Here is a 25,233-nt window from a genome sequence, read left to right as displayed (position 1 = left end):
ATTTCTAGTCAGTCGTTCTGAAGAGAGACGAGGTGCGCGTAATATCCACCCAACTTGAGGAGTTCGTCGTGACGCCCCCGTTCGATGATTTGCCCTCGGTCCATGGCAATGATCTGGTCTGCGTGCCTCACCGCTGTGAGCCGATGGGCGATGATAATCACTGTCCGTCCGTGACACATGGCGCGCATGTTGTTCTGAATGATTCGCTCGGTCTCAAAGTCCAGCGCACTCGTAGCCTCATCAAAGACGAGGATGCGCGGGTTTGTGACAAGCGCACGCGCTATAGCAATGCGTTGGCGCTGACCGCCTGAAAGACTGGAACCGTTTTCGCCTACTATCGTGTCATATCCTTCTGGCAATTCCGAAATGAAGTCGTGTGCACCAGCGAGCTTTGCAGCGCGAATGACCACATCAAGCGGAGCGCCTGTGTCGGTCACGGCGATGTTATCCCGGATCGAACGATTGAACAGACGGTTTTCCTGAAGCACGACCCCAATCTGTCGTCGCAACCACGCGGGATCGGCGAGCGCGAGATCAATCCCATCGATTTGCACACGTCCTTGCTCAGGGATGTAAAGCCGTTGCAGAAGCTTGGTCAGCGTACTTTTTCCTGAGCCGGAGCGGCCTACTACGCCTATCACCTGGCCCGCACGAATATCGAGCGAGACATCGTTCAGAATGGAAGGACCATCGGGGCGATATCGAAAACGGATGCCGTGAAAGCTGACATCGCCTTTGAGCGCAGGCAATGCCTGACGACTTTGCGGCACCTCGGTGCGTGTATTGAGAATATCGCCGAGTCTGGCCATCGAAATGCCGATCTGCTGAAAGTCTTGCCAGAGCTGTGCGAGACGGAGCACCGGTGCCGCAACTCGCTGAGACATCATGTTGAAGGCAATGAGCTGGCCGACGGATAGCTTGCCGTCAATGACCAACTTTGCTCCAAAGAAAAGCGTGGATAACGTGACCAGTTTGCCCACAAACTGGATAAGTTGCTGGCCCACATTGCCCAATTCGCTCACGCGAAAGCCGGCGGAGACGTATGCTGCAAGCTGATTGTCCCAGCGCCGCGTAAACTGCGGCTCAACTGCCATTGATTTGACAGTTTCCGCTGCAGACACCGCCTCCACCAGGAACGACTGGTTGTCGGCGCCACGTGAGAATTTCTCGTTCAACCGACGCCGTAGCACTGGATTAAGTGTCGCGGAGATAGTCGCGTACACGGGTAAGGAAATGACGACGATCAGCGTCAGCCAAACGCTGTAAATCGACATGACCGCCAGAAAGATGAACGAGAAAAACAGGTCGATAACGGCCGTCAATGCCTGACCGGTTAAAAAGCTGCGAATGTTCTCCAGCTCCCTTACGCGGGCAACCGTGTCGCCGACCCGACGGGAGCCGAAATAAGCTAACGGTAGCGCCAACAAATGGCGGAAGAGCCGTGCTCCGAGCTCAACATCGATGCGATTTGCTGTGTGCGCAAAGACATAGTTGCGCAGCATCGTGAGCAGAATCTCGAATGTTCCGCTGATCAGCAAGGCAATACAAACGACGTTCAAAGTATTGATCGCTCGATTGACCAGCACCTTGTCCATAACGACCTGGAACATCAGTGGAGATACGAGTCCGAACAACTGTAAAACGGCGGAGACAAGAAGGACTTCCAACAACAGGCGACGGTACTTGATGACTGCTGGAATAAACCAGGAAAAGTCAAAGCGGGAGAGCTCTCCGGCCAACGACGCGCGCGAAGCAAAGACCAGAAAATTGCCGTCGCAGCGTGCCAGCATTTCTTCTGGTGAAACCTGTTTGGGAATATTCTCACCAGCGTCTAACACCAAAGCTCTTCCACCCTTGAAGCCCGCGAGGATGAAATGACGGCCATTCTTGTCGAGCGCAAGAGCTGGAAATGGTGTGCGATCCAGGCGATTCAACGATATCCGGATCGCGCGAGTTTTGAGACCGAGCGCGCGAGCCGACAGAATTAGGTCATTGACTTCGAAAGCGGCAGACTTGATCCCGGCTGCATGGCGCAATTGATCAGAATCGGCAGCGAACTCATCGGCTACACGGTCAAGACGACCCTGCGAACGGGAAAGAACGGCGTGGGTCCGCGAAAGCCGCTCACGCACTGCGGCATCCTGATGATTCAAGTCTCGTGGTCACTGCGGATGGATTGCCACTTGGGCTGACTGCGGTGAAATTCTGGACGAGAAAGCAGTTCAAGGGGGCTTCTGAGCTTAAGCGTCATATTAATCCCACGCGCGTACCGATTGAGGAAAAGGAAAGCTGGCGCTGGCTGGAAAATATGCGGCAGTCGACTCAACTTCTCAACGATCCCGTGAGCTGCATTCACATCGGCGACCGGAAAAGCGACATCTACGAGCTGTTTTGCACCGCACACGATCTGTGCACCTACTTCCTCGTGCGTACCTGCGTCGACAGGCTCGCGGGAGATGGGCAGCACACGATCTCCAAAGCCATGCAACATGTTCAGGTCAAGGGACTCCATCGCGTCGAGCTTCGAAATGCGAAGGGCCGTCCGATAAGCGCGAAGCTCGAACTGCGCTATTAGCAAATGACTGTCCTGCCTCCAATCGGCAAGCAGAGCCGCTACCCTGAGCTTCAGCTCACAGTCCTTCATGCACAGGAGCGCGATCCGCCGGCCGGGCGTGCTGGTATCGAATGAAAACTGATCACCAACCTGCCAGTTCGCTCGCGTGCCGAGGCGATCCAGAAGCTCCACTGGTACGCGATGCGCTGGAAAATCGAGACCTTCCACAAGATCCTGAAATTGGGCTGCAAAGCCGAGGAGTCCCGGCTTCGTACAGCCGGCCGGCTAACGAACCTGATCGCGGTCTTCTGCATCCTGAGCTGGCGCATATTCTGGCTCACCATGCTCGGCCGCTCGGCGCCGCAGGCTGCCGCCGAACTCGCGCACCCCCACCGAAATCGAACTGATCCATCGCATCGTTCACGACATCCCCACAACACCCACGCTCCGCCCCTCGTACGCAACGTTATTAGGCTCGCTCAGCTCGGTGGTTACCTTGCGCTCGCCAGCGCCCCCCCAAGCAATATGTGGCGCGGTATGCGACGCCTGACTGACATCTAGCTCGGCTATGAACTCGCGCTAAAAAGAAGTGGGGAATTCTAGTCTTGTCCGCCGTGTAGCCCGAGCCGTTATCTGTCAGCCACTCGATTTCAGCCGGCACCTTCAATACGTTGCCAAATCGGTTCTCGACGGCTGCGAGCATCACGTCGCGCACCACATCGCCACTGTGGCCGCCTGTCGTCGCCGCCCAGCTCATCGCTTCACGGTCACAGCAGTCCAGAGCAAACGTCACGCGCAATGGCTGGCCGTTGTCGCAGCGAAACTCGAAGCCATCAGAACACCAGCACTGGTTGCTCTTCGCCACCGAGACCTTGCCATCATGCCGACGCTGCGGTCGTGGTGGCGAAGGTCTACGTTGTAGCAGCAAGCTGTGAACGCGCGTCACCCGATACACGCGTTTGGCGTTCACCGGAGCGACACCTCGGCCCTCCCTCACACGGCGCAAGAGGCCCCAGACCCGGCGATATCCGTAGCTTGGCAGGTCAGTGACGGTCAGCCCAATCTCTTCGACCAGGCCGGCATCGTCCGTCTTCCTGGCGCCGCGTCCATCCTGCCAATCAGCTGGACGTGCAAGCCTTGCCACCACGTTTGAGCGCGCTACACCGAGAACGTCGCAGACCTGCTTCACTGCTCGTCCCCCGGCAATGAGGGCGAGCGCGCAATCCATTTTCGCGACTTCACCACCTCCACCGCCTCACGAAGAATCTCGTTCTCCATGGTTTTCTTTCCCAGCAAGCGCTGCAGTTCCCTGATTTGCTTCAGTGCGTCGCTCAACTCGGAAGCAGGCGCTACTTCCTCGCCGGCGCTAACTGCTGACAGACTGCCGTCCTGATACAGCTTGCGCCAGTGAAACAACTGGTTCGGAGTGACGCCATGCTGGCGCGCGACCATCGAGACCGACTTGCCCGGCTCGAAACTCTCTCGCACCATCGCCAGCTTTTCATCGGCCGACCATCGCCGCCGGCGCTCCGGCCCCGTCAACACTTCCATCACTTCTTGCTTGTTGTTAGTCAAAAACACAGTCGTATGCCTACCCGCTATTTTAAGTGGGAGACTGTGTCCGGTGATTCAGGAGGCCGCTCCAATTCGACGCAAAACCATCGCTCGACACGCCAACTCGAAAACGCGATCCACCATTATCTTGAAATTTATAACGCGAATCCTCGGCCGTTCGTCTGGAGCAAATCGGCCGATGACATTCTGGCGAGCGTCGAACGCTTTTGCACCGGGTCCGCAACGCATCGGAGTAAATGCCATGGAGATCAATATTGCTGCGATTGACGACGCATTTCTCGCACTTCTTTGCCTAATGCTGCATGACTAAACCGTGCATGGAAGAGCTTCGATTGAGATGCTATGAATCGGCTTTATGCAAAGCGGGGCTTTGCTTTCCTTGGCTGCTGCCGTTATCTGCTTGTGCTTTGTTGATGACGTGTGTTAGTGACTCTTACTGGAACGGGTCAAGAGTCAATCCGTACGCGCTCATAGCTGCCGAAGAAAGCGGCTCATATCCTGGTCCGAGACCACAACTGCACCGCGCGTCTCCCAATCCGCCACACTGTGCTCGCATTTCTTAGCCATCCGGTAGACCGCATTTCATGTGTGGAATAAATCCGCTCACCGATGCGTTGTATGCGTCGAAGCGCCCGGGCGTGACTCAACAGCCCCGGGCCGCCGCGACGGCGAGGTGCCGTCGCGGCAATCCATGAAGCCCCGAACGGAAAAACAGTATGAGCACCTTGGCAGCCCCTTTTATTTCCTGCGTCGAGCGCCCGCTGGGCGCGACGGAAAAATTCTTCTACCTCGCCGATCGCGCGTACCCGAACCACTTCACGATGGTGGGTGAAATCGCTGGTCCCACCACGGTCGCGCAATGGCAGGACAGCCTCAACCGGGTCGGCCAGCATTCCACGCTGATCTGGTCGGACATCGAGCAGGACGACGACGGCGTGCCCAAGTTCCGCCCGATTACGCCGAGCTCGATTCCGCTCAAAGTGGTCGACCACGATTCGTCGGCCTGGACTGCAGAGGTGGCCGCGCAAATCTCCCTGCGCTTCAAGAATGGCCGAGGCCCGCTGCTGCGCGCAACCTTGTTGCACGGCGCAGCGCGCTCGATCGTAGTGCTATGCGTGCATCATTCGATTGGCGACGCGCTGTCATTGAGCTTCCTGCTCGGAGATCTGCTGCGTGTGATGGCAGGCGGCGCGCCGCTGCTCAGCCGCGAGACCGCTGCCATGGAGCAGTTGGTCGAACGCGGTTCCGCAGCCGCCCCACCGCCCCAACCGGCCGTCGTGGAACCCGCAGCGCAAGTCCTCGCGCCTCAACACGTACAAACCGATATCAGCGATCTCGATAACTTGACGCCGTATGTCGAGGCGTTGTGCCTAGGCTCCGAGTTGACTCACTCTCTGCGTGAACGCGCGCGGACCGAAGGCGCCACAGTGCAGACCACCTTGGCATCTGCGATCGCAACGGTGCTGCGGCGCTTGACGCCGGCACTCGAAGAATTGCCGCTGCGCGTGCTGACGCCGGTCGATCTGCGTCGCCGCCTGCTCGATCACAGCGATCACCTCGCAGTTTGCGTGGGTGCCGCGATTCTAGTGGACAACGCACCGCAGGACGCCAGTTGGTGGGCTAAGGCGCGCAGCCTCGGCGATGGCTTGACCGGAATCGACACGCAGCAGTCGGCAATGGGGCTGCTGGGGGCAATGGAAGGCCTGATGGCGCGTACCACCACGCCAGCCGAAGCCGCCGCACTTATTGCGGGACCGTTCGCAGCGGAGTTCATGGTGTCAAATCTCGGCGTGGTAGACCTGCCGCGCGAATACGGCCCGCTGAAGCTGGAGGCTCTCTGGGGACCCGGCCTCGCAGTAAGCTTCCCCGGCGTGCCGGTGATCGGCGTCTCAACTTTCGGCGGGCGGCTACATCTGTTGCATACGAACTTCACGCGGCGCATGGGCCTGCTGGAAGCCGTACGAGATGAACTAATCGCCGGGTTGAAGAGCTGAATCTAACGCCTATCACGCCCGGGTGGGGTTCTCATCTTGGCTGCGAAGGGCCGCCCCTATCGGATTGCCCGATGCGGCGATGCGCGGCTACAAATGGATCGAGGTGTGCAGCGAAACAAGGATCGCCCGGCTCTTCGGGCCCTTGGTGAAGTGCGCGTGTTGTCTCAATTTGCAACAGACAACTGACATGCCTCACCGTCACCAACCGACCCCGCCAGCGCCCCTGAAAATGACTAACGTCGCTCAGTTGATCGTGCAAGCACCTACACAGGCACACTGCGAATGACCATCTAGTTCGGTGCGTCGATGCTTGCAGTTGTCCCACCAATAGAGGTGACACCGGTGCTACACCCGTTGGTGGGACACACTGGCGATGTAAACCGCATTGCCTTACCTCTCGAAAGGAGCATCCCTATGGGTAACTCAACCAAGGACTCGCCGCCAGAAGATACGTCCCGAATGCCATCCCCCGTTATAGACGTCAACAGGCTAAGCGGTGGCCTAGTCTTCCTTCGGCTCGCTCGCAAGCAACGAAACTTCGACCACTACGTCGCAGGAATGGTGATAAACGGCGGATTTCCTTCGGCTCAGATTATAACGGTTGACTGGATAACACACGTCGCAAATCACATAATCGACCGTCGATGAGCTGAACATTATCGGGGGTGACGTCTGACAGTGTTTCACTGTAAGCACTGACGGCATTCAGCGCAGCAGCAAGGTCTGACCAGTGGGATAGCGTTCGCCCCGCGGCTTGTTCCGTCCCGTGTAAAAAACAGCTCTCGACACAGCAGACCCAGCTGGAAAGGAAAATCTTTCCACGCAGATGCCGATATGGGCATCCAACGATCTGGTGCGGAAGCGTTCCGGCAAAGGTGATGTGAAGAGCCCGAAGCTCTCGCTCAACGGTTACAGGGATGGAAAGGAGAGGCCACTCTCTACCATGACGCCTTGACCATCAATCGTGCTGACGCGCTGCCACTGCTCATCCGATGAGCAGACCTCGTGCATGCACGAGGTCCGTGTATCTCGTAGGGGATTCCGTTCTGTTTGGCGTTCCCAGGATAAGCGCACGAGTTCATCAAGACATCGCGCAGGCGAGGTGAAAGAGTCGATGCGCGAGATATCTCGCAACGTACGCGTCAAGCTGGCCCAATAACACCTACAGATTCATTCGATGTCCGTTGGCGGCTGCTGATTCCGCCCACCCAAGTCCCTGCAAATCTCTCGCCGCGCGAAAAGTTTTCATATAACATGCAAACCTCATAACTGGAAAAACCCATGGTCAAGGCGATGACGCTGACCCAGCAGGTCGCGCAGCAGATGACGGACGAAATCCGCAACGGCCTCTATCCGGTGGGAGCGAGACTGCCTTCGGGCAAGGAGTTGGCCGCGCGCTTCGGGGTGAGCCAGGCGGTGATTCGCGAAGTGACGGAGCGCCTGCGCTCGCAGGGGCTCATCGACAGCCGCCAGGGGTCGGGGTGCACCGTGAAGGCGCGCACCGAGGCCGGAGGCTTTCGCGTGCCCCACGCAGCGGGCGAAAGCCAGCGCGATCTCGCGAGCGTCTACGAACTGCGGATCGATCTGGAAGGCGCGGCTGCGGCACTTGCGGCCGTGCGCCGGACCGAGGCGGACATCGCGACGCTGGCCGCGCTACTGAAGTCGCTCGACGACAAGCGCTATGCACCCGACGAAGCGGTCGAACTCGACATCGCCTTTCACGTTGCGATCGCCGAGGCGACCCATAACCGCTACTACGTCGACCTGCTCCAGTACCTCAATCTCCAGATCCGCCAGGCAGTACGCACAGCGCGCGCACATTCACTGACCCATGAACGCCTGACCGACGACGCGCAGCACGAACACGTGCGCATCTTCGAAGCGATCCGGGCCGGCGACCCGGTGGCAGCCCGCGCCGCCGCGATGAAGCATCTGCGCTGTGCCGCCGCCCGGCTCAAGCTGTCGATTCCCGGACGCGACGCGCTGACTGACGCCGCCGCACCCGCCACTCGCACGAGAAGGACGAAAGCTCAATGAACGGTACCGCGCTCTCCCAACGCCTGCTCGATAAGCTCGGCCCCGAGGTGGTAACCACGGCGCCCGACGACATTGCCCCGTGGCTCAGCGACTTCCGCGGCATGTATACAGGCCGGGCCCAGGCTATCGTGCGGCCCGGCAACACGGACGACGTCGCGGCTTGCATCGCGCTGTGCGCCGACGCACGCGTACCCGTCGTGCCACGCGGCGGCAACACCGGCCTGTGCGGCGGCGCCACGCCGGATAGCCGGGCAGACAACGTGATCCTGAGCCTCGACCGGATGCACGCGATTCGCAGCGTCGACACGATAGGCAACACGCTCGTCGCCGAAGCGGGCTGCATTCTCGGCAACCTGCGCCGCGCGGCGGCCGAAGCGCATCGCCTGCTGCCGCTCAGCCTCGCCGCCGAAGATTCGTGTCAGCTCGGGGGCAACCTGTCGACCAATGCGGGCGGCGTCAACGTCGTGCGCTATGGCATGACGCGCGAACTCGTGCTCGGTCTCGAAGCGGTGCTGCCCAATGGAGAGATCTTTCACGGCCTGCACACGCTGCGCAAGGACAACACCGGCTACGACCTCAAGCAGTTGCTGATCGGCGCGGAGGGCACGCTCGGCGTGATCACCGCGGCGGCGTTGCGGCTGTATGCGCGCAATGACGTGCGCGTGATCGTGCTGGCCGCGGTGCACTCGCCGCAACAGGCGCTCGATCTGTTCGAACTGCTGTTCGAGCGTGCCGGGCCGCGCATGCAGGCCTTCGAGTACTTCACCGCGCACTGCGTGGAGATGGTGCTCGCGCAAACCGACGGCCTGCGCGAGCCGTTCGCCGAGCGTCATCCCGGCTACGTGCTGATCGAACTCGCCGATACCGTCGATGAAGCGTCGTTGCGCACGCTCGTGGAGACGGTGATCGGCGAGGCCCTCAAGCGCGAGCTGTGCGCCGATGCGGCAGTGTCCGAATCGATCGCGCAGGTCAACAGCATGTGGAAGTTGCGAGAGGAAATCTCCGAGGCGCAGCGCGCGGATGGCCCGCACCTGAAGCACGATGTGTCGCTGCCGATCGCCTCGATTCCCGCGTTCATGGTGTCGGTCAGCGAACGGATCGAGAAGCGGCAGGAAGGAATCCGGCAGATCGTGTTCGGCCATTTCGGCGACGGCAACCTGCACTACAACCTGTCGCGTCCGCTCGGCGCACCACGCGATTTCGTCGCCGAACACGGCGCGCGCCTCACCGCCGAAGTGCTCGACGAAGTCATGCGCTATGGCGGCAGCATCAGCGCCGAACATGGGATCGGGCAACTCAAGCGCGAATACTTTAGCCGCTACAAGGACCCGCTCGAAATCCGCCTGATGCGCGAGATCCGCCGGTGCTTCGATCCGCACGGAATCATGAATCCCGGCAAGATTTTCTGAGGGCTCTCCTGCGCGGATGCTTCGCTGAGGCCGCCGGCGCTCAGTTCGGCGGCGTGACGCCCGTTTGCTGGAACAGGCGCCGCCACGCGGCAGACTCGGTGGCAAGACGATGGGCGGCGGCCTCGCCCGTGCTGCTGACCGTAACGAACCCGATCTGCTCGAAGTGGCTTTGCACCTCAGGCTCATTGAGCGCACTCACGATCGCCGCATGCAAACGCTCGACAATCGGCGCCGGCGTCGACGCCGGCACGAACACCGCGTTCCAGGTCGTGAATTCGTAACCGGCCACGCCCGCTTCGGCGACAGTCGGCACATCGGGAAGCCGTTTCGCACGCGCCTTGCTCGTGACCGCGAGCGCGCGCAGTTTGCCCGCGTCGATATGGGCGGCGACGTCGGTCACGCCGCTGAATTCGAGGTCGGCGAAGCCGCTCAGCACCGCCATCGTGTCTTCCCCGCCTCCCTTGTACGGCACGTCGAGAAAGCGCACGCCCGCGCGCGACGCGAACTCGATGCCGGCCAGTGCGACGGGGCTGCCCGCCCCCGCCGTCGCATTGGTCAGCTTGCCGGGATTTTTCCGCGCATAGTCGATCAGCTCCCGCACCGAGCGGATCGGCAGCGACGGCCGCACCGCGAGCACATAGGTCTGCTCGGACAACGTGCTGACAGGTTTCAGATCCTTCAGGTCATAGCCGAGGTCGCGATAGATCAGCGGATTCGTTTCGAAGAACGTGTTCGAGCCGAGCAGAATCGTATAGCCGTCGCCGCGCGACTTCGCGACGTAGGCCGCCGCGATATTGCCGCCGGCTCCCGGCTGCGCCTGCACGATGACGGGCTGGCCGAGATACTTGCCGAGCGCCTGCGCGAGAGTGCGCCCTTGCGCTTCGCTCGATCCTCCGGGGAACGCGATGATCAGGCGGATCGGCGCATCGGGCCACGCGGCTTGCGCGCGCGGCGCCCAGTTCATGAGCGACACCGCGGCGGCAAGCATTATCGCGAGCAGCGGCGCGCGTGACGCAACGGTTCTCGCGATCCATTCGCGCAAACTCGCCAGCATGCCGCGCGCGCGCCGCGTGTAACGGCTCATCAGGCTCATCCGATCGTTCATGGCGTGACCAGCTCGTAACCGGCCAGACGTGGCCGCTCCCTGATATGGCCCACCGACGGCGTGGGGAAATGCGACGTACAGCACAGCGTGTCGCGATCGGCCAGGTGAGCGAGAAAACGACGCCGTGTCGCCACGGCCTGATCGGGATCGTAGTCGCGCCACATCCGCAACTCGGGGTGCCGCAACTGCAGCGGCGAATGGATGAGGTCGCCGGTCACGATGGCTTCATCGCGGCCACGGCCGAGCGCAACCGCGACATGATCGATCGTGTGCCCCGGCGTCGGCATCAGACGCACGTGCTCGCAGCACGCATGGGTGTTCGTCACGAGTTCGGCGCGGCCGGCGGCCACGATCGGCAGCACGCTATCGACGAGGTGCGCGACCGGTTCGCGATCATTCTGTTCGGTCCAGTACGCCAGCTCCCGCTTCGAGAACACGTAGCGGGCGTTCGGAAAGGTCGGCACCCAGCGGCCGTCCTCGAGCCGCGTATTCCAGCCGACGTGATCGACGTGCATATGCGTGCACATCACGAAGTCGATATCGCTGACTGAGAGACCCGCGCGCGCGAGTCCGCTCATATACGCGTGGTCGCGCTTGCGATGCCAGTGCGGCCGCGACTCGCGCTCCTTGTCGTTGCCGACACAGGTGTCGACGAGCACATTAAAGTGAGGCGTGCGGATCAGGTATGACTGGAAGCACAGCACGATGCGATCATCCTCCGACAGCGCGCCAAGCGATCGCAGCCACGCACGGTTGTCGGCCAGTACGTCCGGCGTAAGGTTCGGAAACATCGACGTGACCGGCACCATGCCGGCCTGATATTCGACGATGCGATGAATCGTCATGTCGTCAACGCGGAAAATCGTGTTCATGGTTTGCTGCCTGCCTCGTCAGCCGCGCCTATACGCATGCCGTTATCGAATCACCTCACGCATCATATTCACGTCGCGCGAGCCGCCACAAGTTCGTTTATGTCACCGCGCGGGTGATCGTCTCTCGCCCGCGCCTCACGTGCGGCGATACACGGCCTCATTCTGTCTAATTGACCTGCGTAAGCAGCGGCAGTCCGGCGAGATGACGCGTCGCGTTGTCGATGAAGCGCACCACGGATGCGTGGATTGCCTGCGGTGAGATGCCGCCGACATGCGGCGTCAACACCACGTTTTCGAACTCGAACAGCTCCGCGGGCGGCGTCGGCTCGCCTTCATACACATCGAGCGCCGCGTTGTAGAGACGAGCTTCGCGCAACGCCCGCGCGACCGCTACCGTATCGACGACGCCGCCGCGCGCGACGTTCACGAGCACTCCTTCGGGGCCAAGCGCATCGAGCACCGTCTCGTCGACCATGTGATACGTCGCCGTGCCGCCGGGCACCGCCACCATCAGGAAATCGCACCATGCGGCCATGTCCAGCAGGTTGTCGAAGTAGCGATACGGTACGTCGGTGCACGGCGTGCGGTTGTAATAGCCGATCTTGAGGTCGAAGCCGAGCCCGCGCTTCGCGATCTTGCGGCCGATCGCGCCGAGCCCGAAAATTCCCATGCGCCGCCCCGACACGTGCGGCGGACGTGGGATATCGTCACGCCAGATGCCGTCGCGGCACTGGCGATTGAGCTTTGGCACGCCGCGCACGGCGGCTAGCAGAATCGCCATCGCATGATCGGCGACACAATCATCGTTCGTATTCGCCGCATTGCAGACCGCGACGCCGCGCTCGCGCGCGTACTCCAGTGGAACGTTCTCGTGACCGACACCGAGCGTGCAAACGATGCGTAGATTCGGCATCGCATCGATTTCCTGCGTCGTGATGCCGTTCGTACCGTTGGTCAGCACCACCTGTATATCGGCGCCGCGCGCGGCGATCTGGCGCGCGCCGTTCGCGCGATCCGCACCGAGACCCGCATTGGGCGCATAGATCAGCTCGAAAGATCGACTGACCAGCTCGCGATGCGCTTCCGTGATGAACACGAGGACGAGCGCAACCGCACGCAAGGGTGATTGAGAAATGGCATCGTTCATAGGACGATCTTTAAAAACATATGGCCGAACATACGACGAAACAAACAGCGACGAGCCCCGGGAAAAACTCAGCGTTGACCGTCGTTGACCGAAATCTCGGACACGCGCAGGCCGCCGAGACGCTCGTGAATCCGGCTACCGGTCGACATCGCGAGCACGTACAGCAGCTCGTCGGGCCGCGGCGAATCGACGACGCCGATATCGATCGTATTGAAATGGCTGCGCACGTAGGCCGCGCGGATATGGTGCAGCGGCACCTGCAAACGGAATCCGGCCGCCGCCACCACCTTGGCCGCCGGTACGATGGAGCGCGCTTCGGTCAGTACCGCGCGCATGGCCCAGCCGCCTGCTTCATGCCAGATCGCGCCATGTTCGAGCTCTCCATTCAGCCCGACGATGGCCCCCTTCCCGTAGGCTTCGATACTGTCGTTGCCGCCGAGCGCGGCGATCAGTTCGGGCACCATCTCGTTGGCCATCTCGCGCGCGTCGCGCACGAGTGGGCTCAGATCCTCGACATAACGCCCCGCAAACGGATTGGCGATCACGCAGGCAATCGCGCCGAGCTTCAGCGGCACGCGCGCATTCGGGCCGCCTTCGTGATAGACGGTCTCGATGTTGAGCAGCTTCTTGCGAATCCTGATCAGCGACATGACATATCTCCAGACAGAAAAACCGCACGACGCCGCACGAGCGGCATATGCAATCAGGGATTGGCCGGCGTGTCCGGTTCCGCGCCGAACTGCACTCCGGCCCATTTTTCAAAATGCTCGATCGTGTGAGCGTAATCGCGATTGGCGTCGCCCTGCGTAATCGAGAACGCGAGGAACGAGCGTGCCGCCGGACTGACCCACATCGGTACACCGATCTTCTCCGCTTCCTCGATGCACAGCTTGATGTCCTTGTGAATCAGCTCGGTCGTGAAGCGCATCGGAAAGTCGCGGTGCAGGATGCATTGCGGGATCTTTTCGAGCGTCGCGAACGAGCGTCCGCTCGACACGTTCAGGATGTCGAGCATCGAAGCCGAATCGAGTCCGGCCTTCACGCCGAACACGAGTGCTTCGCAACTCGCCACCATGCCGACTGCGCACAGCGTGTTGTTGATGATCTTCATGGTCTGGCCGAGACCATGACCTTCACCGAGGTAAAACAGGTTCTTGCCGATCACCTGGAGCCACGGCTGCATGGCGTCGAAGACACGGCGCGGACCCGCGGCCATGATGGTCAGCGTGCCCCTTTCGGCGGCGACCGTGCCGCCGCTGACCGGTGCGCCGAGGAATTCAATCTGCCGTTGCGCGAGCGTCTGCGCGATGGCGTTCGTCACGCTCGGGCCCGTCGTCGACAGATCGACCACGATGCGCGCCCGCGTGCTGTCGATCAGGCCACCTTGCGCCGTCGCAACCTGCTCCACGACGGAGGGTAGCGGCAAGCTCAGGAATACCGCGTCCGTCATCGCTGCCAGCTCCAGCGCGCTGCCCGCTGCCTGCGCGCCAAGCTTGACGAAGCGCTCGACGGCGTCCGGCCGTGTGTCGTAGACGACGAGCGGATGTCCCGCTGCCAGCAGCCGCGTTGCGAAGTGCTGGCCGATGTTGCCCAATCCGATCAGACCGATCATCACTTGATGACTCCAGGAGAAAGAAGCGTTGCTTGCCCGAGCGTCCTGCTGTCCCGCGAGCGGACACACGCATACCGTTTGTGTTTATGTGCAGACCAATCTTAGGGACGATGACTCGTCTCGTCGCATGCCAAATCAGCGGTGGGATATAGCATCGTGTTAAGCCACGCCATCGGCGCGCGCCGTGACGCCGCGCGGACAGATGCGCGGTGAACCGCGCCGGCATTTGGTTTCGCCGGCTCCCGCGCGGTTTCGTCAGGTCGATCGACCGCCTCTTTCGTCACATGACGTGTGACTAAAACTCGCTTTGTACATGCCTGGGCACTTACCTAGCATGACTACAACCTGCTTACGGGACCACCTCGGCAACGCTCAGGGCTACTGTCGGCAAGGGTTCCGCCCCAGAACGGCGACATCTCGCAAGCCCTTGCGGCCGACCGGTTTGCACCGTTGCATTAAAGGCATAGGAGACGCACTGGCGATCCGCCAAGCCGGCGCCAGCGACACAGATAACCGGGACTTACGCATGACAAGCACGGCATCGACGCGGGTTCTACTCAGAGGTCTGTCTTTCGGCGAGGGCACTCGCTGGCATAACGGCAAGCTGTGGTTCTCGGACTTCTATACGCACCATGTGCAGACCGTCGATCCCGACGGACACACGGAAGTGATCGCGGACGTACCGCAGCGTCCATCGGGGCTCGGCTTCCTGCCCGACGGTACGCCGCTCGTGGTGTCGATGCTCGATCGCCGGCTGCTTGCGATCAACAGCGACGGCAGCACGCGCCTTGTCGCCGATCTCGGCGAGGTCGCGGGCGGCCCGTGCAACGACATGGTGGTCGACCGGCACGGCCGCGCATACGTCGGCAACTTCGGCTACGACAAGAACAACGGCGCCGAGCCTCGGCTCACGCGCATCATCCGTGTGGACCCGGATGGCTCGATTCATCCGACCGGCGCCGAACTCAGTTTTCCGAACGGCATGGTGATTACGCCCGACGAACGGCATCTGATCGTCGGCGAGACCTTCGCGCACCGCATCAGCATGTTCGATATCGACGCCAATGGCGATCTGCACAACCATCGCTATTTCGCCGAAATCGAAGGCTGCAACCCGGACGGTCTCGCCCTCGATGCGGAGGGTGCGGTGTGGGTCGCGGATCCGTTCGGCAAGCGCGTGCGGCGCGTGTTCGAAGGCGGGCGCATCGAGAGTGAGATCAGCTTCGAGCCGGGGCGCGGAGCTTATACGTGCGCGCTCGGCGGGCCGGAACGGCGCACGCTGTTCATCGTCACCAACACCGCGAGCGGTCCGCGCATGGCTGAACACCGCGAGTGCTGCATCGAAACCATCGAAGTCGACGTACCCGGAGCGGGCTGGCCATGAGCCCCTCGTGAACATGGCACTTCTTGCATCGACATATAACATCAATAGTCAGGAGACCTTCAATGAAAATGAAGTGTGCGGCTACCGTTGCGCTTGCGCTCACCGCAGGCGCCGCTCAGGCACAAAGCAGTGTGACGCTGTATGGCATCGCTGAAGTGGGTATCAATTACGTCAGCAACGCCGGAGGCGGTCGTACGTTCAACATGGTCAGCGGCGAATGGTATGGCAGCCGCTTCGGCCTGAAAGGCGGCGAGGATCTCGGCGGCGGTCTGTCGGCGATCTTCCGCTTCGAAAACGGCTTCGACATCACCAACGGCAAGCTCGGCCAGAACGGTCTGCTGTTCGGCCGCGCCGCTTATGTCGGCATCGACTCGAAGCAGTGGGGCACGCTCACGGCCGGGCGTCAATACAGCACGGTGTACGACTTCGTCGGCGGCAACCTCGTCGCGTCGAGCCGATGGGGCGGCGGCTTCATCGCGCATGCGGGCGACGTGGATAATCTGAACAATACGTTCCGCGTCAACAACGCGCTGAAGTACCAGAGCATCAGTTACCACGGCTTCACGATCGGCGGTCTGTACAGCTTCGGCGGCGTCGGAGGGAACTTCAACAAGAATTCGGGCTGGGGCATCGGGGTCGGCTATTCGCAGGGGCCGCTGCAGGCCGCCATCGCCTACACCGACCAGCGCGATCCGTTCATCTCGGCGTACAACAACGGCGCGAATGCGCCGGCCGCGATCACCTCGCCGATCTACAACGCCTATGCGTCGGCGGGGAGCCTTAACATTCTCGCCGCGGGAGCCATCTACCAGCTCGGCCACTTCTGGTTCGGCGGCACCTATTCGAATACGCGCTTTACCAATCTCGGCACCGACCCGGGTAATGCCGGCGCGGTAGCCTCATTGAGAGGAACCGCATCGTTCAATATCTATGAAGGCGATTTCGGCTATCAGTTCACACCGACACTGTCGGCTTCCGCCGCGTATAGCTATTCGCGGCGCGCGTCGGTGGGCGGCGACGTCGGCGCAACCTACAACCAGTACTCGCTCGGCGCCGACTATCTGCTGTCGAAGCGCACGGACCTCTACATGGTGCTGTCGTATCAGACCGCCTCGGGCGTCAACTCGAACGGCAAGCCGGCAGTCGCCGCGCTGAATTTCCTGACGCCTTCGACGGTCGATCATCAGGGCGTGGTGCGCTTCGCGATTCGCCACCAGTTCTGACGCTGTCCCGAGTTTGTCCGGCGCCCATTCGCGAGGAGACCACCCGATGATCATCGAAGAACGCACCTATGATCTGGCGCCAGGACATCTGCCCGCCTATATCGCTCTCGTGCAAGAGGAAGGCATCGCGATCCAGCGGCCGATACTGGGCCGCCTGATCGGCTACTTCCATACCGAGCTCGGCCCGCTCAACCAGATCGTTCATCTGTGGGCCTACGAGAGCTTCCTGGATCGAGCCGAACGGCGCGCGAGACTGGCCGCCGATCCGCGCTGGAAGGAATACGCGGCGAAGGTGCGCGGCTTTTCGCTTCGACAGCAGAACAGGATCCTTCGGCCGATGTCGTTTTCTCCGCTGCCGGGGTTGCTGGCGGACACCTCCGAATCGCGTTGAACCATTGAACTCAACCCGGCACCGCTGCGAAGTTCCGCAGCGTTCCGGGTAAAGGTGAAAGGTGGATTCACGAGGCGTGCGCTAATGCGCGAGAGTCGGAATGGCCACGCGCTCACCCGCAGGGAGCCCTTCCATTTCAATCGATCCGCACCCTTGCCTCGCCGAGCCCTTCGAACACCACGCGAACCGTGGCGCCGCGCGTGACGCGATTCAGGCCCGTGCAATTGCCGGTGATGATGGTCTGCCCGGCCCGCAACGGCAGTCGACGCTCGGGGGCATTGGCGAGCGCCAGCAGCGTCGCCAGCGGCGGCGCGCCCTTGCCGCCGCCGATATGATCGACGGCCACGACACCATCGATCTCGAACACGACACGTAGCGCCGCCGGATCGATATCGCGCCAGTGGAGCGTGCCACTGCCCCAGACGATCGCGCCATTGCCCATGCTGTCGGCGAGCTTGTGCGACAGCGGTGCCGCATCGAAATTGGCGATACGAGGATTGCCGACTTCGATGGCCGCGCAACAGCTTTCTATCGCCGCGCCCACATCGGACTCGCGGTAAGGCTGCGCGCGCAACGGCAAATCCTTGCCGAGCCGGAACGCGATTTCGCCTTCGACGAACGCTGTCTCGACTTCATCTGGCGTCACGCCATCCGACAGGCGAAACACAGCGGGACTGCGCAACACGTCCGACGCATACACGGGCGCACAGGTGAAACGCACGCCCGGCACGAGCCCCGCCTTCCAGCCGGCGACCTTGCGCGCCAGCCGATGGCCGACCTCGTACTGCACCGCCATCGCGTCAGCGAGCGAAAGCGGTTCGCCATGATCGGGCAACGCCGCCAGCGTCGTCCTGCGCATGCGCGCGGCGAACAAGGCGGCCGCAATGCGTACCACCTGCCGCGGCGAGCCGGCATCGCCGCCCTCGTTCCGGGTGCTACCCGCTGATTCGATCTTGACGGACACCCGCGCTCACCTCTGCTGTGCCGCTTCGTCGCCGGGCTGCCAGAGTGACGGCAGCGGCGGCGAGAACGACATCGGAATCAGGATCTTGTTTTGCATCCGCACGAGCAGCGGCTGGATGTTCTCTTTCACGTACTCGCGCCAGACCGGATTGGCGGCGAGGACCGCGCGCCGCTTCGCGCGGTCCTCGAGATCCTCGTACGCCCACAGATGAACGATCTGGTTGAGCGGCCCGATCTCCGTATAGAAATAGCCGACCAGCCGGCCCAGTATCGGGCGCTGGATCGCAATGCCCTCACGTTCGAAATGACGGGCGAATTCGGCTGCGCCGTTCGGGCGCAGATCATAGATGCGTTCTTCGACAATCATCAGTAGCCTCCCTGGCAACGCGCGCATCGCATGCGGGCGTGCCGGCTGGATAGAGAAGAATCAGCGCCGCGCCGGCGCTTCGGTCTGCGGCGCGATGCGCGCGAATTTCTGCAGGCTGCGCAGCCGCGCCGGCATCGGCTTGTCCGGGAACAACAGCGGCCACGACGTGTACGACGTCTCGCCGACATAGATGTCTCCGTACGAATCGACGGCCACGCCGTGCACCGACAGAAACTGCCCGGGGTTCGTGCCGGCCGACGGTGTGCTCTGGATGCGGATCAGCACTTCGCCCTTGTTCGACAGGATCGACAGACGCGGCCCAAGATTCGGTGCGCCGCGATTGAAGCCGTACATCGGCCCCGTTTCGCCGACATAGCACAGCGGACATTTACCGCGCGGCATGTACATGCCATTGGGTCGATGCAGGTTGTGCCATTGTGTTTCGAAGCGGCCATCGCTATCGAAGATCTGGATGCGGTGATTCTCGCGATCGGCGACATAGAGCCAGCCGTCCTCGTCGCATGAGATGTTGTGCGGCAGGTTGAACTGGCCCGGCTCGCAGCCCGGCTCGCCCCATGACTTGATGAGCTTGCCATCGGGCGTGTACTTGTGGATGCGCGCGTTGCCGTAGCCGTCGGACACGAAGATGTCGCCGTTCGGCGCGAGCGCCGTGTGCGTGCAATGATTGAACGGCTGGCCGCTCATGAACTCAGTGGGCTTGCCGGGCAGGCCGACCGTCATCAGTGTCTTGCCGTGCAGATCGCACTTGTAGACGGCGCTGCCGCCGTCGTCGGTCAGATAGATCGTGTCGTCGGGCCCCATGTGCACGCCGTGCGGGCGCACGTACACGCCCTCGCCCCATGACCGCAGAAAATTGCCGTTGCGGTCGAACACGATCATCGGATGCATGCCGCGATTGAACACATAGACGTTGTCATGGCGATCGACCCCGACCGCGGCGACCTCGCCCATCTCCCAATCGGTGGGCAGCTTCGCCCAGCCGTCCACGGTCTCGTATGTAAATTCGCCGCCGCCAACTATGGTTGCCATGAGTGCGATCCTCGCAGACAGTTGCTTGCATGAATGCATGCGCGCGAATGCGTCGCGTCGCATCGGGATACGTAACAGTCACATGTCGCGAAGGCGCGTCGCAAGAGATTTTTTTGCACGTCCCGTATGACCTGACGCATCTCTCGCGCGGCTTGAAAAGACCCCTTTGGCGCTGCCCTTTGTGCTGCCTTTACACCACCTTCGCGCGGCCTTTACGCCCCTCTTTCGTGGTCCGGATTTGTGATGCGGCCTGTGACTTAATCTCGCTTGTAAATGCCTTACATCCGCCGATAGCATCGGTCTGAGCAGCGCATCTCGCAGCTCATGAAACGACGCACCGTCGACGCGACACGCGACGGCGGCGCACATGAGCGGACAGCCACGCAGGCAGTGACATAAACGGTGACCAGCAGGGGACACAGCCATGATTTCACGACGCACCTTCCTCGCCGCACTCGGCGCGCCCATTCTGACCGCGTGGGCGAGCAGCGACGCGTGGGCGGCCTGGCCCGACAGCCCGATCCGTCTCGTCATTCCGTTTCCGGGCGGCACCCAGGAAGCCCAGGCGCGCCTCGTCGCGAAGACGCTCGGCAAATACATTGGTCAACCGATCGTCGTCGAGTCGCATCCCGGCGCCGGTGGCAACATCGGCGCAGCCTATGTCGCCAAGGCGCGCGGTGACGGCTATACGATGCTGCTCGGCGTGAGCACGTTCTTCGAAACGAATCCGCTCATCTATAAGGACATCGGCTACAAGCTCAGCGACCTGACGCCGGTCAGCCTGTTGTCCGAGCAACCGTTCCTGCTCGTCGCGCGGCCGGGGCTGCCCGTCGCCAACGTGCGCGAACTCGTCGACTATGCGCGGCGCAATCCGGGCAAAGTAACGGTCGCGACCGCGGGCCCCGGCAGCCCGCTCGATCTCGCGAACCGCGAGTTCATGTCGCGCACCGGCGTGCAGATGACACCGGTGCCGTACAAGGGCGGCGGCGAAGACACGCTCGCGGTGATGAGCGGCTTCACGGATCTCGAGTTCGGCGGCATTCCGAACGTGGTCGGCAATATCAAGGCCGACAAGCTGCGTGCGCTCGGCGTAACGGGTTCGAAACGTCTCGCGAATCTGCCGGACGTGCCGACCATCGCGGAAGCCGGCGTGCCCGGCTATGACTTCTCGGTGTGGAGCTGCGTATCGGTGCCCGTCGCGACGCCACCCGACATCGTCAGCAAGCTCAACGCGGCGCTCGTGAAGACGATGGCGGACCCGGAAGTGCAGACGGGCTTCGCGCAGATCAACCTGATCCCCGTCAGCAGCACGAGCGAAGCCGTCGCGCAACGCATCGCCACCGAAAGCGCGACGTGGCGCTCGATCTTCCAGAAGTCGGGGATTACGCCGATGTGATGCCGATGTAACGCAATCGGGGCGCCCCGAACCGGGCGTCCGATGCAGGCAATCAACGCTTTGCGCTAGACGTCGATCCGCTCGAATTTCTGCAGACAACGCAAGCCCTGCTCGGGCAGCGGCACGCCGGGAAAGAGCGACGGCCACGCGGTGTAGCCGACTTCCCCGACATAGAGATCACCACGCGAATCGACCGCGAGCCCATGGGGCGACAGGAATTGTCCCGGCCCAGTGCCCGCTGCCGGCGTACTCGTGATGCGTGCGAGCAGTTCGCCCTTGTTCGACAGGATGCTCACGCGCGGCCCGAGATTCGGCGCGCCCCGGTTGAACCCCCAGTACGGTCCGGTCTCGCCGACATAGCAGAGCGGGCATTTGCCCGCAGGCATGTACATGCCGCACGGCCGATGCAGGTCGTGCCATTGCGTCTCGAAGCGCCCTTCGCCGTCGAACACCTGAATGCGGTGATTCTCACGATCGGCGACGTAGACCCAGCCGTCTTCATCGCAGGCGATGTTGTGCGGCAGATTAAACTGCCCCGGATCGGAGCCCGGTTCGCCCCACGATTTGATGAGCTTGCCGTCGGGCGAATACTTGTGCACGCGGCCGTTTCCATAGCCGTCCGTCACGTAGATGTCGCCGCGTGGCGAAAGCGCCGTATGCGTGCAGCGGTTGAACGGCGTGCCGCTCATGAACGGCGCTGGCAGTCCCGGCGTGCCGAGCGTCAGCAGGACCTTGCCCTCGGGCGTACATTTGCGCACCGAGTGATCGCCGTCGTCGGTCAGATAGATGTCGCCGTCCGGGCCGATATGCAGCCCGTGCGGACGCTTGAAAATGCCCTCGCCCCATGAGCGCCGGAAGTTGCCATCGCGATCGAACACGATGACCGGATGCTCGCCGCGATGAAACACATACACCTGATCATCCCGATCGACACCGACTGCTGCCACGTCGCCGAAGCGCCAGCCATCCGGAAGTCTTGCCCAGTTATCGACGATCCGATACGTGTATTCCCCGCTGCCATAAAGTCGAGTCATTTGCGTTGTCCTCAGGTGGACGTCAAGTGGAAAAAAGCCCTGCTCGCGTGTCTCAACGATCACATTCGAGCGGGTGCCTCGCAAGCCACTTTTTTTCACAACGCATATGACCGCGCTGATGCGCTCGCGCGGCCTTGACGACTAGGTCGGTTCGACGCCTGCCTTGTGGAATATCTCGCGCCACATGGGCACTTCGAGTTTGATGCGGCGCGCGACCGCATCGCCGTCGAGATGCAGCGGAAAGAGTCCCATCTGTTCGAGACTCGCGCGGCAGGCCGGGTCGGCAATCGCCTTCGCGGAGGCGTCCTGGAGCCTCTTCACGACGTCCGCCGGTGTGGCGGCGGGCACCGACAGACAAGTCCAGATCGTGACGTTATAGCCGGGCACACCGGCCTCGGCGATGGTCGGCACGTCGGGGAAATTCTGCAACCGCTTGACACCCGTGACGCCGAGCGCGCGCAGCTTGCCGGACTCGATATTGCCGGTGACGTCGGTGACGCTGCCGAACATCATGTCGGCGAAACCGCTGAGAAGCGCGAGCGTGTCCTCGCCGCCGCCCTTGTACGGCACGCTCAGAATCTTCACGCCCGTGCGCGACATGAACTCGCGCGTGCACAGATCGAGCGGACTGCCCAGGCCGCCCGTCGCATTGGTCAGCTTGTTGGGGTTCGCGCGCGCGTAGTCGATCAGTTCCTTCACCGAGTGAATCGGCAGTTGCGGCCGCACCGTCAGCACGAACTCCTGTTCCGACAGCAGCGAAACGGGCCGCAGGTCGCTGTTCTTGAAACCGGGCGTGCGATAGATCAGCGGATTGATCTCGAAGAACGTGCTCACACCGAGCAGCATCGTGTAGCCGTCGGGTCGCGACTTCGCGACATAGGCCGTGGCGATGTTGCCGCCCGCGCCACCTTGTCCCTGCACGATCACTGGCTGGCCGAGAATCTGCCCGAGCGTCTTCGCGACGATGCGCGCCTGAGCCTCGCCCGAGCCGCCCGGGAATCCGACCACCAATCGGATCGGGTTGTCCGGAAACGCCGCCAGCGCCGCGGGCATCCAGCCGAGCAGCACCGGCGCGCCGAGCGCCGCCACGAACCTGCGTCTCCTTATCATGATTGTCTCCTTCCAGTCGGGGGTCTGCCTGCCTATGCCGCGCACGTGCATTTCATCCGCAAGCGGACCCTGGTGATTGTAGTAGTCGGTCAGACCGTATGTGGGTCAGGCTCGGTCCTGTTTAATAGTGCTCGGCATTCATTGGATGAACCTGATGCGCCGAGCGCATCGGGCGCCCGGTGACGACACGACGACCTTCACGCCACCGGATCGTCGGCCCATAGCGTGGTCTCTTCCCACGTATTTAGGTCGGCCGCCACGCGCGCCAGTTTGCCACGGACCATCTCCAGACCGCTGCGCCCGAGCACCAGATGCGCGGGCGGCGTAGCCGACTGCACCGCGGCGATGATCGCTTCGGCCGCGCGCACCGGGTCGCCCGGCTGCCGGCCGCTGCGCTCGACGACCTGCACACGCCGTTTGCCTGCGATCGACGCGTAGTCGTCGATCGGCCTGCCAGTCTGCTTCAGCGAACGACCGGCCCAGTCGGTACGAAACGGCCCCGGCTCGACCGCGGTTACCTTGATGCCAAGTTCGGCCGTCTCGCGCGCGAGCGATTCGCTCAGGCCTTCCAGCGCGAACTTGGTCGCCGCGTAATAACCGCTCGCCGGATTGCCGATGAAGCCGCCCACCGACGTAACGTTGACGATGTGCCCGGAGCGGCGCGCGCGCATCGACGGCAGCACGGCCTTGATCATGTTGACCGCGCCGAAGAAGTTCGCCTCGAACATCGCGCGCACCTCGTCGTCCTCGCCCTCCTCGACGGCCGCGAGATAGCCGTAGCCGGCGTTGTTGACGAGTACGTCGACTCGTCCGAAGGCGGTTTCGGCCCGTGCGACGGCCGCCGCGACTTCGTCCGGGCGCGTGACGTCGAGCCGGGTAGCAATGGCCTGCTGCGGAAAGGCATCAGCGAGCGCGGCGACGCGCGCCGGCTCGCGTGCGGTCACGACCGCGCGCCAGCCACGCTTGAGCACGGCGCTCGCGAGTTCGCGGCCGAAGCCAGTGGAACAGCCGGTAATTAACCAGACCGGCGTGGAATCTTTCGATTCGGACATATGAACGCTCCTTCAAGACGGGATCGTATGAAACTGCAGGATGCACCCATGCTCATGGCCAGCCTGCGCCGGGTACGTCGACTTCGATGGTTTCGATGCAGCACTCGCGCAGTTGCGCCATCTGCGGACCGCTCGAAGTATTGGTGACGATGTAAAGCGTACGCCGTTCCGGCCCGCCGAGCGCGCACGTATAAGCTCCGCGCCCCGGCTCGAAGCTGATCTCACTCTCGATGCGCCCGCCTTCGAACACGCGCCGCACGCGCTTGCCGAACGGATCCGCGACCCACACCGCACCCTCCGCATCGAGGGCGAGACCGTCCGGGTTGCAGCCTTCGATTTCGGCGAAATAGCGATGGTTGTGCAGATCGCCATTGGCGTCGATATCGAACATGCTGATGCGGTGCGCGAAGGTCTCGCCGACGATCAGATGCCGTTCGTCGGGCGTAATCACCATGCCGTTCGGAAAACTGAGTTCGGCGCCGGTCGGATGAATCGAGCCGTCCGGGTCCACGCGGATGATGCGCGTGAGCTTCGGCTCGGCACCGTTGTTCTTGTCGTAGCCGAAGTTGCCGACGTATGCGCGGCCGTGCCGGTCGACCACCATGTCGTTGCACGGGCCGCCCGCGACTTCGCCGAGATCGGCGACGAGGCGCGTGCTGCCGTCGCTGTTGATCGCAAGCAGCCGGCGATCGAGCATCGACACCACGAGCGGCGTGCCGTCGGGCAGGAAGCCGAGCCCCGATGGACGCTGCGGTACGTTCGCGATCACTTCCGTGTGTCCGTCGGGATCGACGGTCTGCACATGGTGCGTATAGAGATCGGAAAACCAGAGTCTATCTTCCCGCCAGCGCGCGCCCTCGGCGAACGACAGACCGGTGAGAATGGTTTGGGTGTGCGGTCCCGGCATGGTGGCCTCGGCTGGATGAGAGAAGGATCTTACAGTCTGGTTTCCCGGCGG

Annotated in this window: 21 protein-coding genes and 2 pseudogenes; 8 read left to right on the top strand and 15 right to left on the bottom strand. The window is 62.3% G+C overall.

Annotation, left to right across the window (positions count from 1 at the left end; genetic code table 11):
- Window positions 1–8: 8 nt before the first annotated feature.
- The 3 genes and pseudogenes from L0U82_RS36565 to L0U82_RS36555 all read right to left on the bottom strand — a co-directional run.
- Window positions 9–2,153 (bottom strand): type I secretion system permease/ATPase, encoded by a 2,145-nt coding sequence (locus tag L0U82_RS36565; protein ID WP_326489795.1) that lies wholly within the window; start codon window positions 2,151–2,153, stop codon window positions 9–11.
- Window positions 2,150–2,782, bottom strand: a complete 633-nt coding sequence (locus L0U82_RS36560; protein WP_233838699.1) for a hypothetical protein — start codon at window positions 2,780–2,782, stop codon at window positions 2,150–2,152. Before L0U82_RS36560 ends, L0U82_RS36565 begins: the two co-directional genes overlap by 4 nt.
- Window positions 2,783–3,152: 370 nt before the next feature.
- A pseudogene (locus L0U82_RS36555) lies at window positions 3,153–4,105 on the bottom strand (IS3 family transposase); the annotation flags it as partial.
- A gap of 108 nt (window positions 4,106–4,213) precedes the next feature.
- Between L0U82_RS36555 and L0U82_RS36550 the strand changes: the two are divergent.
- The 4 genes and pseudogenes from L0U82_RS36550 to L0U82_RS36535 form a co-directional block, all read left to right on the top strand.
- Window positions 4,214–4,396 (top strand): annotated as a pseudogene (locus L0U82_RS36550) (hypothetical protein); the annotation flags it as partial.
- Window positions 4,397–4,845: 449 nt separating this feature from the next.
- Window positions 4,846–6,123, top strand: coding sequence for a phthiocerol/phthiodiolone dimycocerosyl transferase family protein (locus L0U82_RS36545; RefSeq protein WP_233838697.1), 1,278 nt, complete (start codon window positions 4,846–4,848; stop codon window positions 6,121–6,123).
- Between the two features lie 1,281 nt (window positions 6,124–7,404).
- Window positions 7,405–8,160 carry a FadR/GntR family transcriptional regulator gene (locus L0U82_RS36540; RefSeq protein WP_233838695.1) on the top strand — a complete coding sequence of 252 codons (756 nt, stop codon included), beginning with the start codon at window positions 7,405–7,407 and terminating at the stop codon, window positions 8,158–8,160.
- Window positions 8,157–9,569 (top strand): FAD-binding oxidoreductase, encoded by a 1,413-nt coding sequence (locus L0U82_RS36535; protein ID WP_233838694.1) that lies wholly within the window; start codon window positions 8,157–8,159, stop codon window positions 9,567–9,569. Before L0U82_RS36540 ends, L0U82_RS36535 begins: the two co-directional genes overlap by 4 nt.
- 40 nt (window positions 9,570–9,609) lie before the next feature.
- On the opposite strand, the gene L0U82_RS36530 is transcribed toward L0U82_RS36535, so the two are convergent.
- From L0U82_RS36530 to L0U82_RS36510, 5 genes are all read right to left on the bottom strand, one after another.
- Complete coding sequence (locus L0U82_RS36530) at window positions 9,610–10,674, bottom strand: Bug family tripartite tricarboxylate transporter substrate binding protein (RefSeq protein WP_233838692.1); 1,065 nt, start codon at window positions 10,672–10,674, stop codon at window positions 9,610–9,612.
- On the bottom strand, window positions 10,671–11,546 hold the full coding sequence (locus L0U82_RS36525) for an MBL fold metallo-hydrolase (RefSeq protein ID WP_233838690.1): 876 nt from the start codon (window positions 11,544–11,546) through the stop codon (window positions 10,671–10,673). Before L0U82_RS36525 ends, L0U82_RS36530 begins: the two co-directional genes overlap by 4 nt.
- Window positions 11,547–11,712: 166 nt before the next feature.
- Window positions 11,713–12,693 (bottom strand): 2-hydroxyacid dehydrogenase, encoded by a 981-nt coding sequence (locus L0U82_RS36520; protein ID WP_233838689.1) that lies wholly within the window; start codon window positions 12,691–12,693, stop codon window positions 11,713–11,715.
- Window positions 12,694–12,761: 68 nt separating this feature from the next.
- The gene (locus tag L0U82_RS36515; RefSeq protein ID WP_233838688.1) at window positions 12,762–13,343 is read right to left on the bottom strand and encodes an amino acid synthesis family protein; all 582 of its coding nucleotides are present in this window, start codon (window positions 13,341–13,343) and stop codon (window positions 12,762–12,764) included.
- Between the two features lie 53 nt (window positions 13,344–13,396).
- A complete protein-coding gene (locus L0U82_RS36510) occupies window positions 13,397–14,305 on the bottom strand; it encodes an NAD(P)-dependent oxidoreductase (protein WP_233838687.1) in 909 nt (302 codons plus the stop codon).
- 526 nt (window positions 14,306–14,831) lie between these two features.
- Here L0U82_RS36510 and L0U82_RS36505 point away from each other — a divergent pair.
- The 3 genes from L0U82_RS36505 to L0U82_RS36495 all read left to right on the top strand — a co-directional run bounded on the left by L0U82_RS36505 (window position 14,832) and on the right by L0U82_RS36495 (window position 17,303).
- Window positions 14,832–15,689, top strand: coding sequence for an SMP-30/gluconolactonase/LRE family protein (locus L0U82_RS36505; RefSeq protein ID WP_233838679.1), 858 nt, complete (start codon window positions 14,832–14,834; stop codon window positions 15,687–15,689).
- 62 nt (window positions 15,690–15,751) lie between these two features.
- Window positions 15,752–16,912 (top strand): porin, encoded by a 1,161-nt coding sequence (locus tag L0U82_RS36500; RefSeq protein WP_233838678.1) that lies wholly within the window; start codon window positions 15,752–15,754, stop codon window positions 16,910–16,912.
- 46 nt (window positions 16,913–16,958) lie between these two features.
- The gene (locus L0U82_RS36495) at window positions 16,959–17,303 is read left to right on the top strand and encodes an NIPSNAP family protein (RefSeq protein ID WP_233838677.1); all 345 of its coding nucleotides are present in this window, start codon (window positions 16,959–16,961) and stop codon (window positions 17,301–17,303) included.
- A gap of 136 nt (window positions 17,304–17,439) precedes the next feature.
- Here L0U82_RS36495 and L0U82_RS36490 read toward each other — a convergent pair whose 3' ends face one another.
- From L0U82_RS36490 to L0U82_RS36480, 3 genes are read right to left on the bottom strand one after another with little or no spacing between them, the layout of a single operon-like run.
- Window positions 17,440–18,267, bottom strand: coding sequence for a 2-keto-4-pentenoate hydratase (locus tag L0U82_RS36490; protein ID WP_233838675.1), 828 nt, complete (start codon window positions 18,265–18,267; stop codon window positions 17,440–17,442).
- Window positions 18,268–18,273: 6 nt separating this feature from the next.
- Window positions 18,274–18,633: an NIPSNAP family protein gene (locus tag L0U82_RS36485; RefSeq protein ID WP_233838674.1), complete on the bottom strand. Its 360-nt coding sequence runs from the start codon at window positions 18,631–18,633 to the stop codon at window positions 18,274–18,276.
- A gap of 60 nt (window positions 18,634–18,693) precedes the next feature.
- Complete coding sequence (locus tag L0U82_RS36480; protein WP_233838672.1) at window positions 18,694–19,683, bottom strand: peptidyl-alpha-hydroxyglycine alpha-amidating lyase family protein; 990 nt, start codon at window positions 19,681–19,683, stop codon at window positions 18,694–18,696.
- A 424-nt stretch (window positions 19,684–20,107) separates the two neighbouring features.
- Here L0U82_RS36480 and L0U82_RS36475 point away from each other — a divergent pair, with 424 nt between their 5' ends.
- On the top strand, window positions 20,108–21,079 hold the full coding sequence (locus L0U82_RS36475; RefSeq protein ID WP_233838670.1) for a Bug family tripartite tricarboxylate transporter substrate binding protein: 972 nt from the start codon (window positions 20,108–20,110) through the stop codon (window positions 21,077–21,079).
- 65 nt (window positions 21,080–21,144) lie between these two features.
- Here L0U82_RS36475 and L0U82_RS36470 read toward each other — a convergent pair whose 3' ends face one another.
- The 4 genes from L0U82_RS36470 to L0U82_RS36455 form a co-directional block, all read right to left on the bottom strand.
- A complete protein-coding gene (locus L0U82_RS36470) occupies window positions 21,145–22,113 on the bottom strand; it encodes a peptidyl-alpha-hydroxyglycine alpha-amidating lyase family protein (RefSeq protein WP_233838668.1) in 969 nt (322 codons plus the stop codon).
- A 141-nt stretch (window positions 22,114–22,254) separates the two neighbouring features.
- Complete coding sequence (locus tag L0U82_RS36465) at window positions 22,255–23,223, bottom strand: Bug family tripartite tricarboxylate transporter substrate binding protein (protein ID WP_233838666.1); 969 nt, start codon at window positions 23,221–23,223, stop codon at window positions 22,255–22,257.
- Window positions 23,224–23,420: 197 nt separating this feature from the next.
- Window positions 23,421–24,275 carry an oxidoreductase gene (locus L0U82_RS36460; protein ID WP_233838664.1) on the bottom strand — a complete coding sequence of 285 codons (855 nt, stop codon included), beginning with the start codon at window positions 24,273–24,275 and terminating at the stop codon, window positions 23,421–23,423.
- 52 nt (window positions 24,276–24,327) lie between these two features.
- Window positions 24,328–25,182, bottom strand: a complete 855-nt coding sequence (locus L0U82_RS36455; protein WP_233838663.1) for an SMP-30/gluconolactonase/LRE family protein — start codon at window positions 25,180–25,182, stop codon at window positions 24,328–24,330.
- Window positions 25,183–25,233 lie beyond the last annotated feature (51 nt).

The organism is Paraburkholderia sp. ZP32-5, assembly GCF_021390495.1.
Lineage (GTDB): Bacteria > Pseudomonadota > Gammaproteobacteria > Burkholderiales > Burkholderiaceae > Paraburkholderia.
The sequence above is the reverse complement of the archived record's forward strand: the minus strand, read 5'-3'. Positions and strand labels throughout refer to the sequence as shown.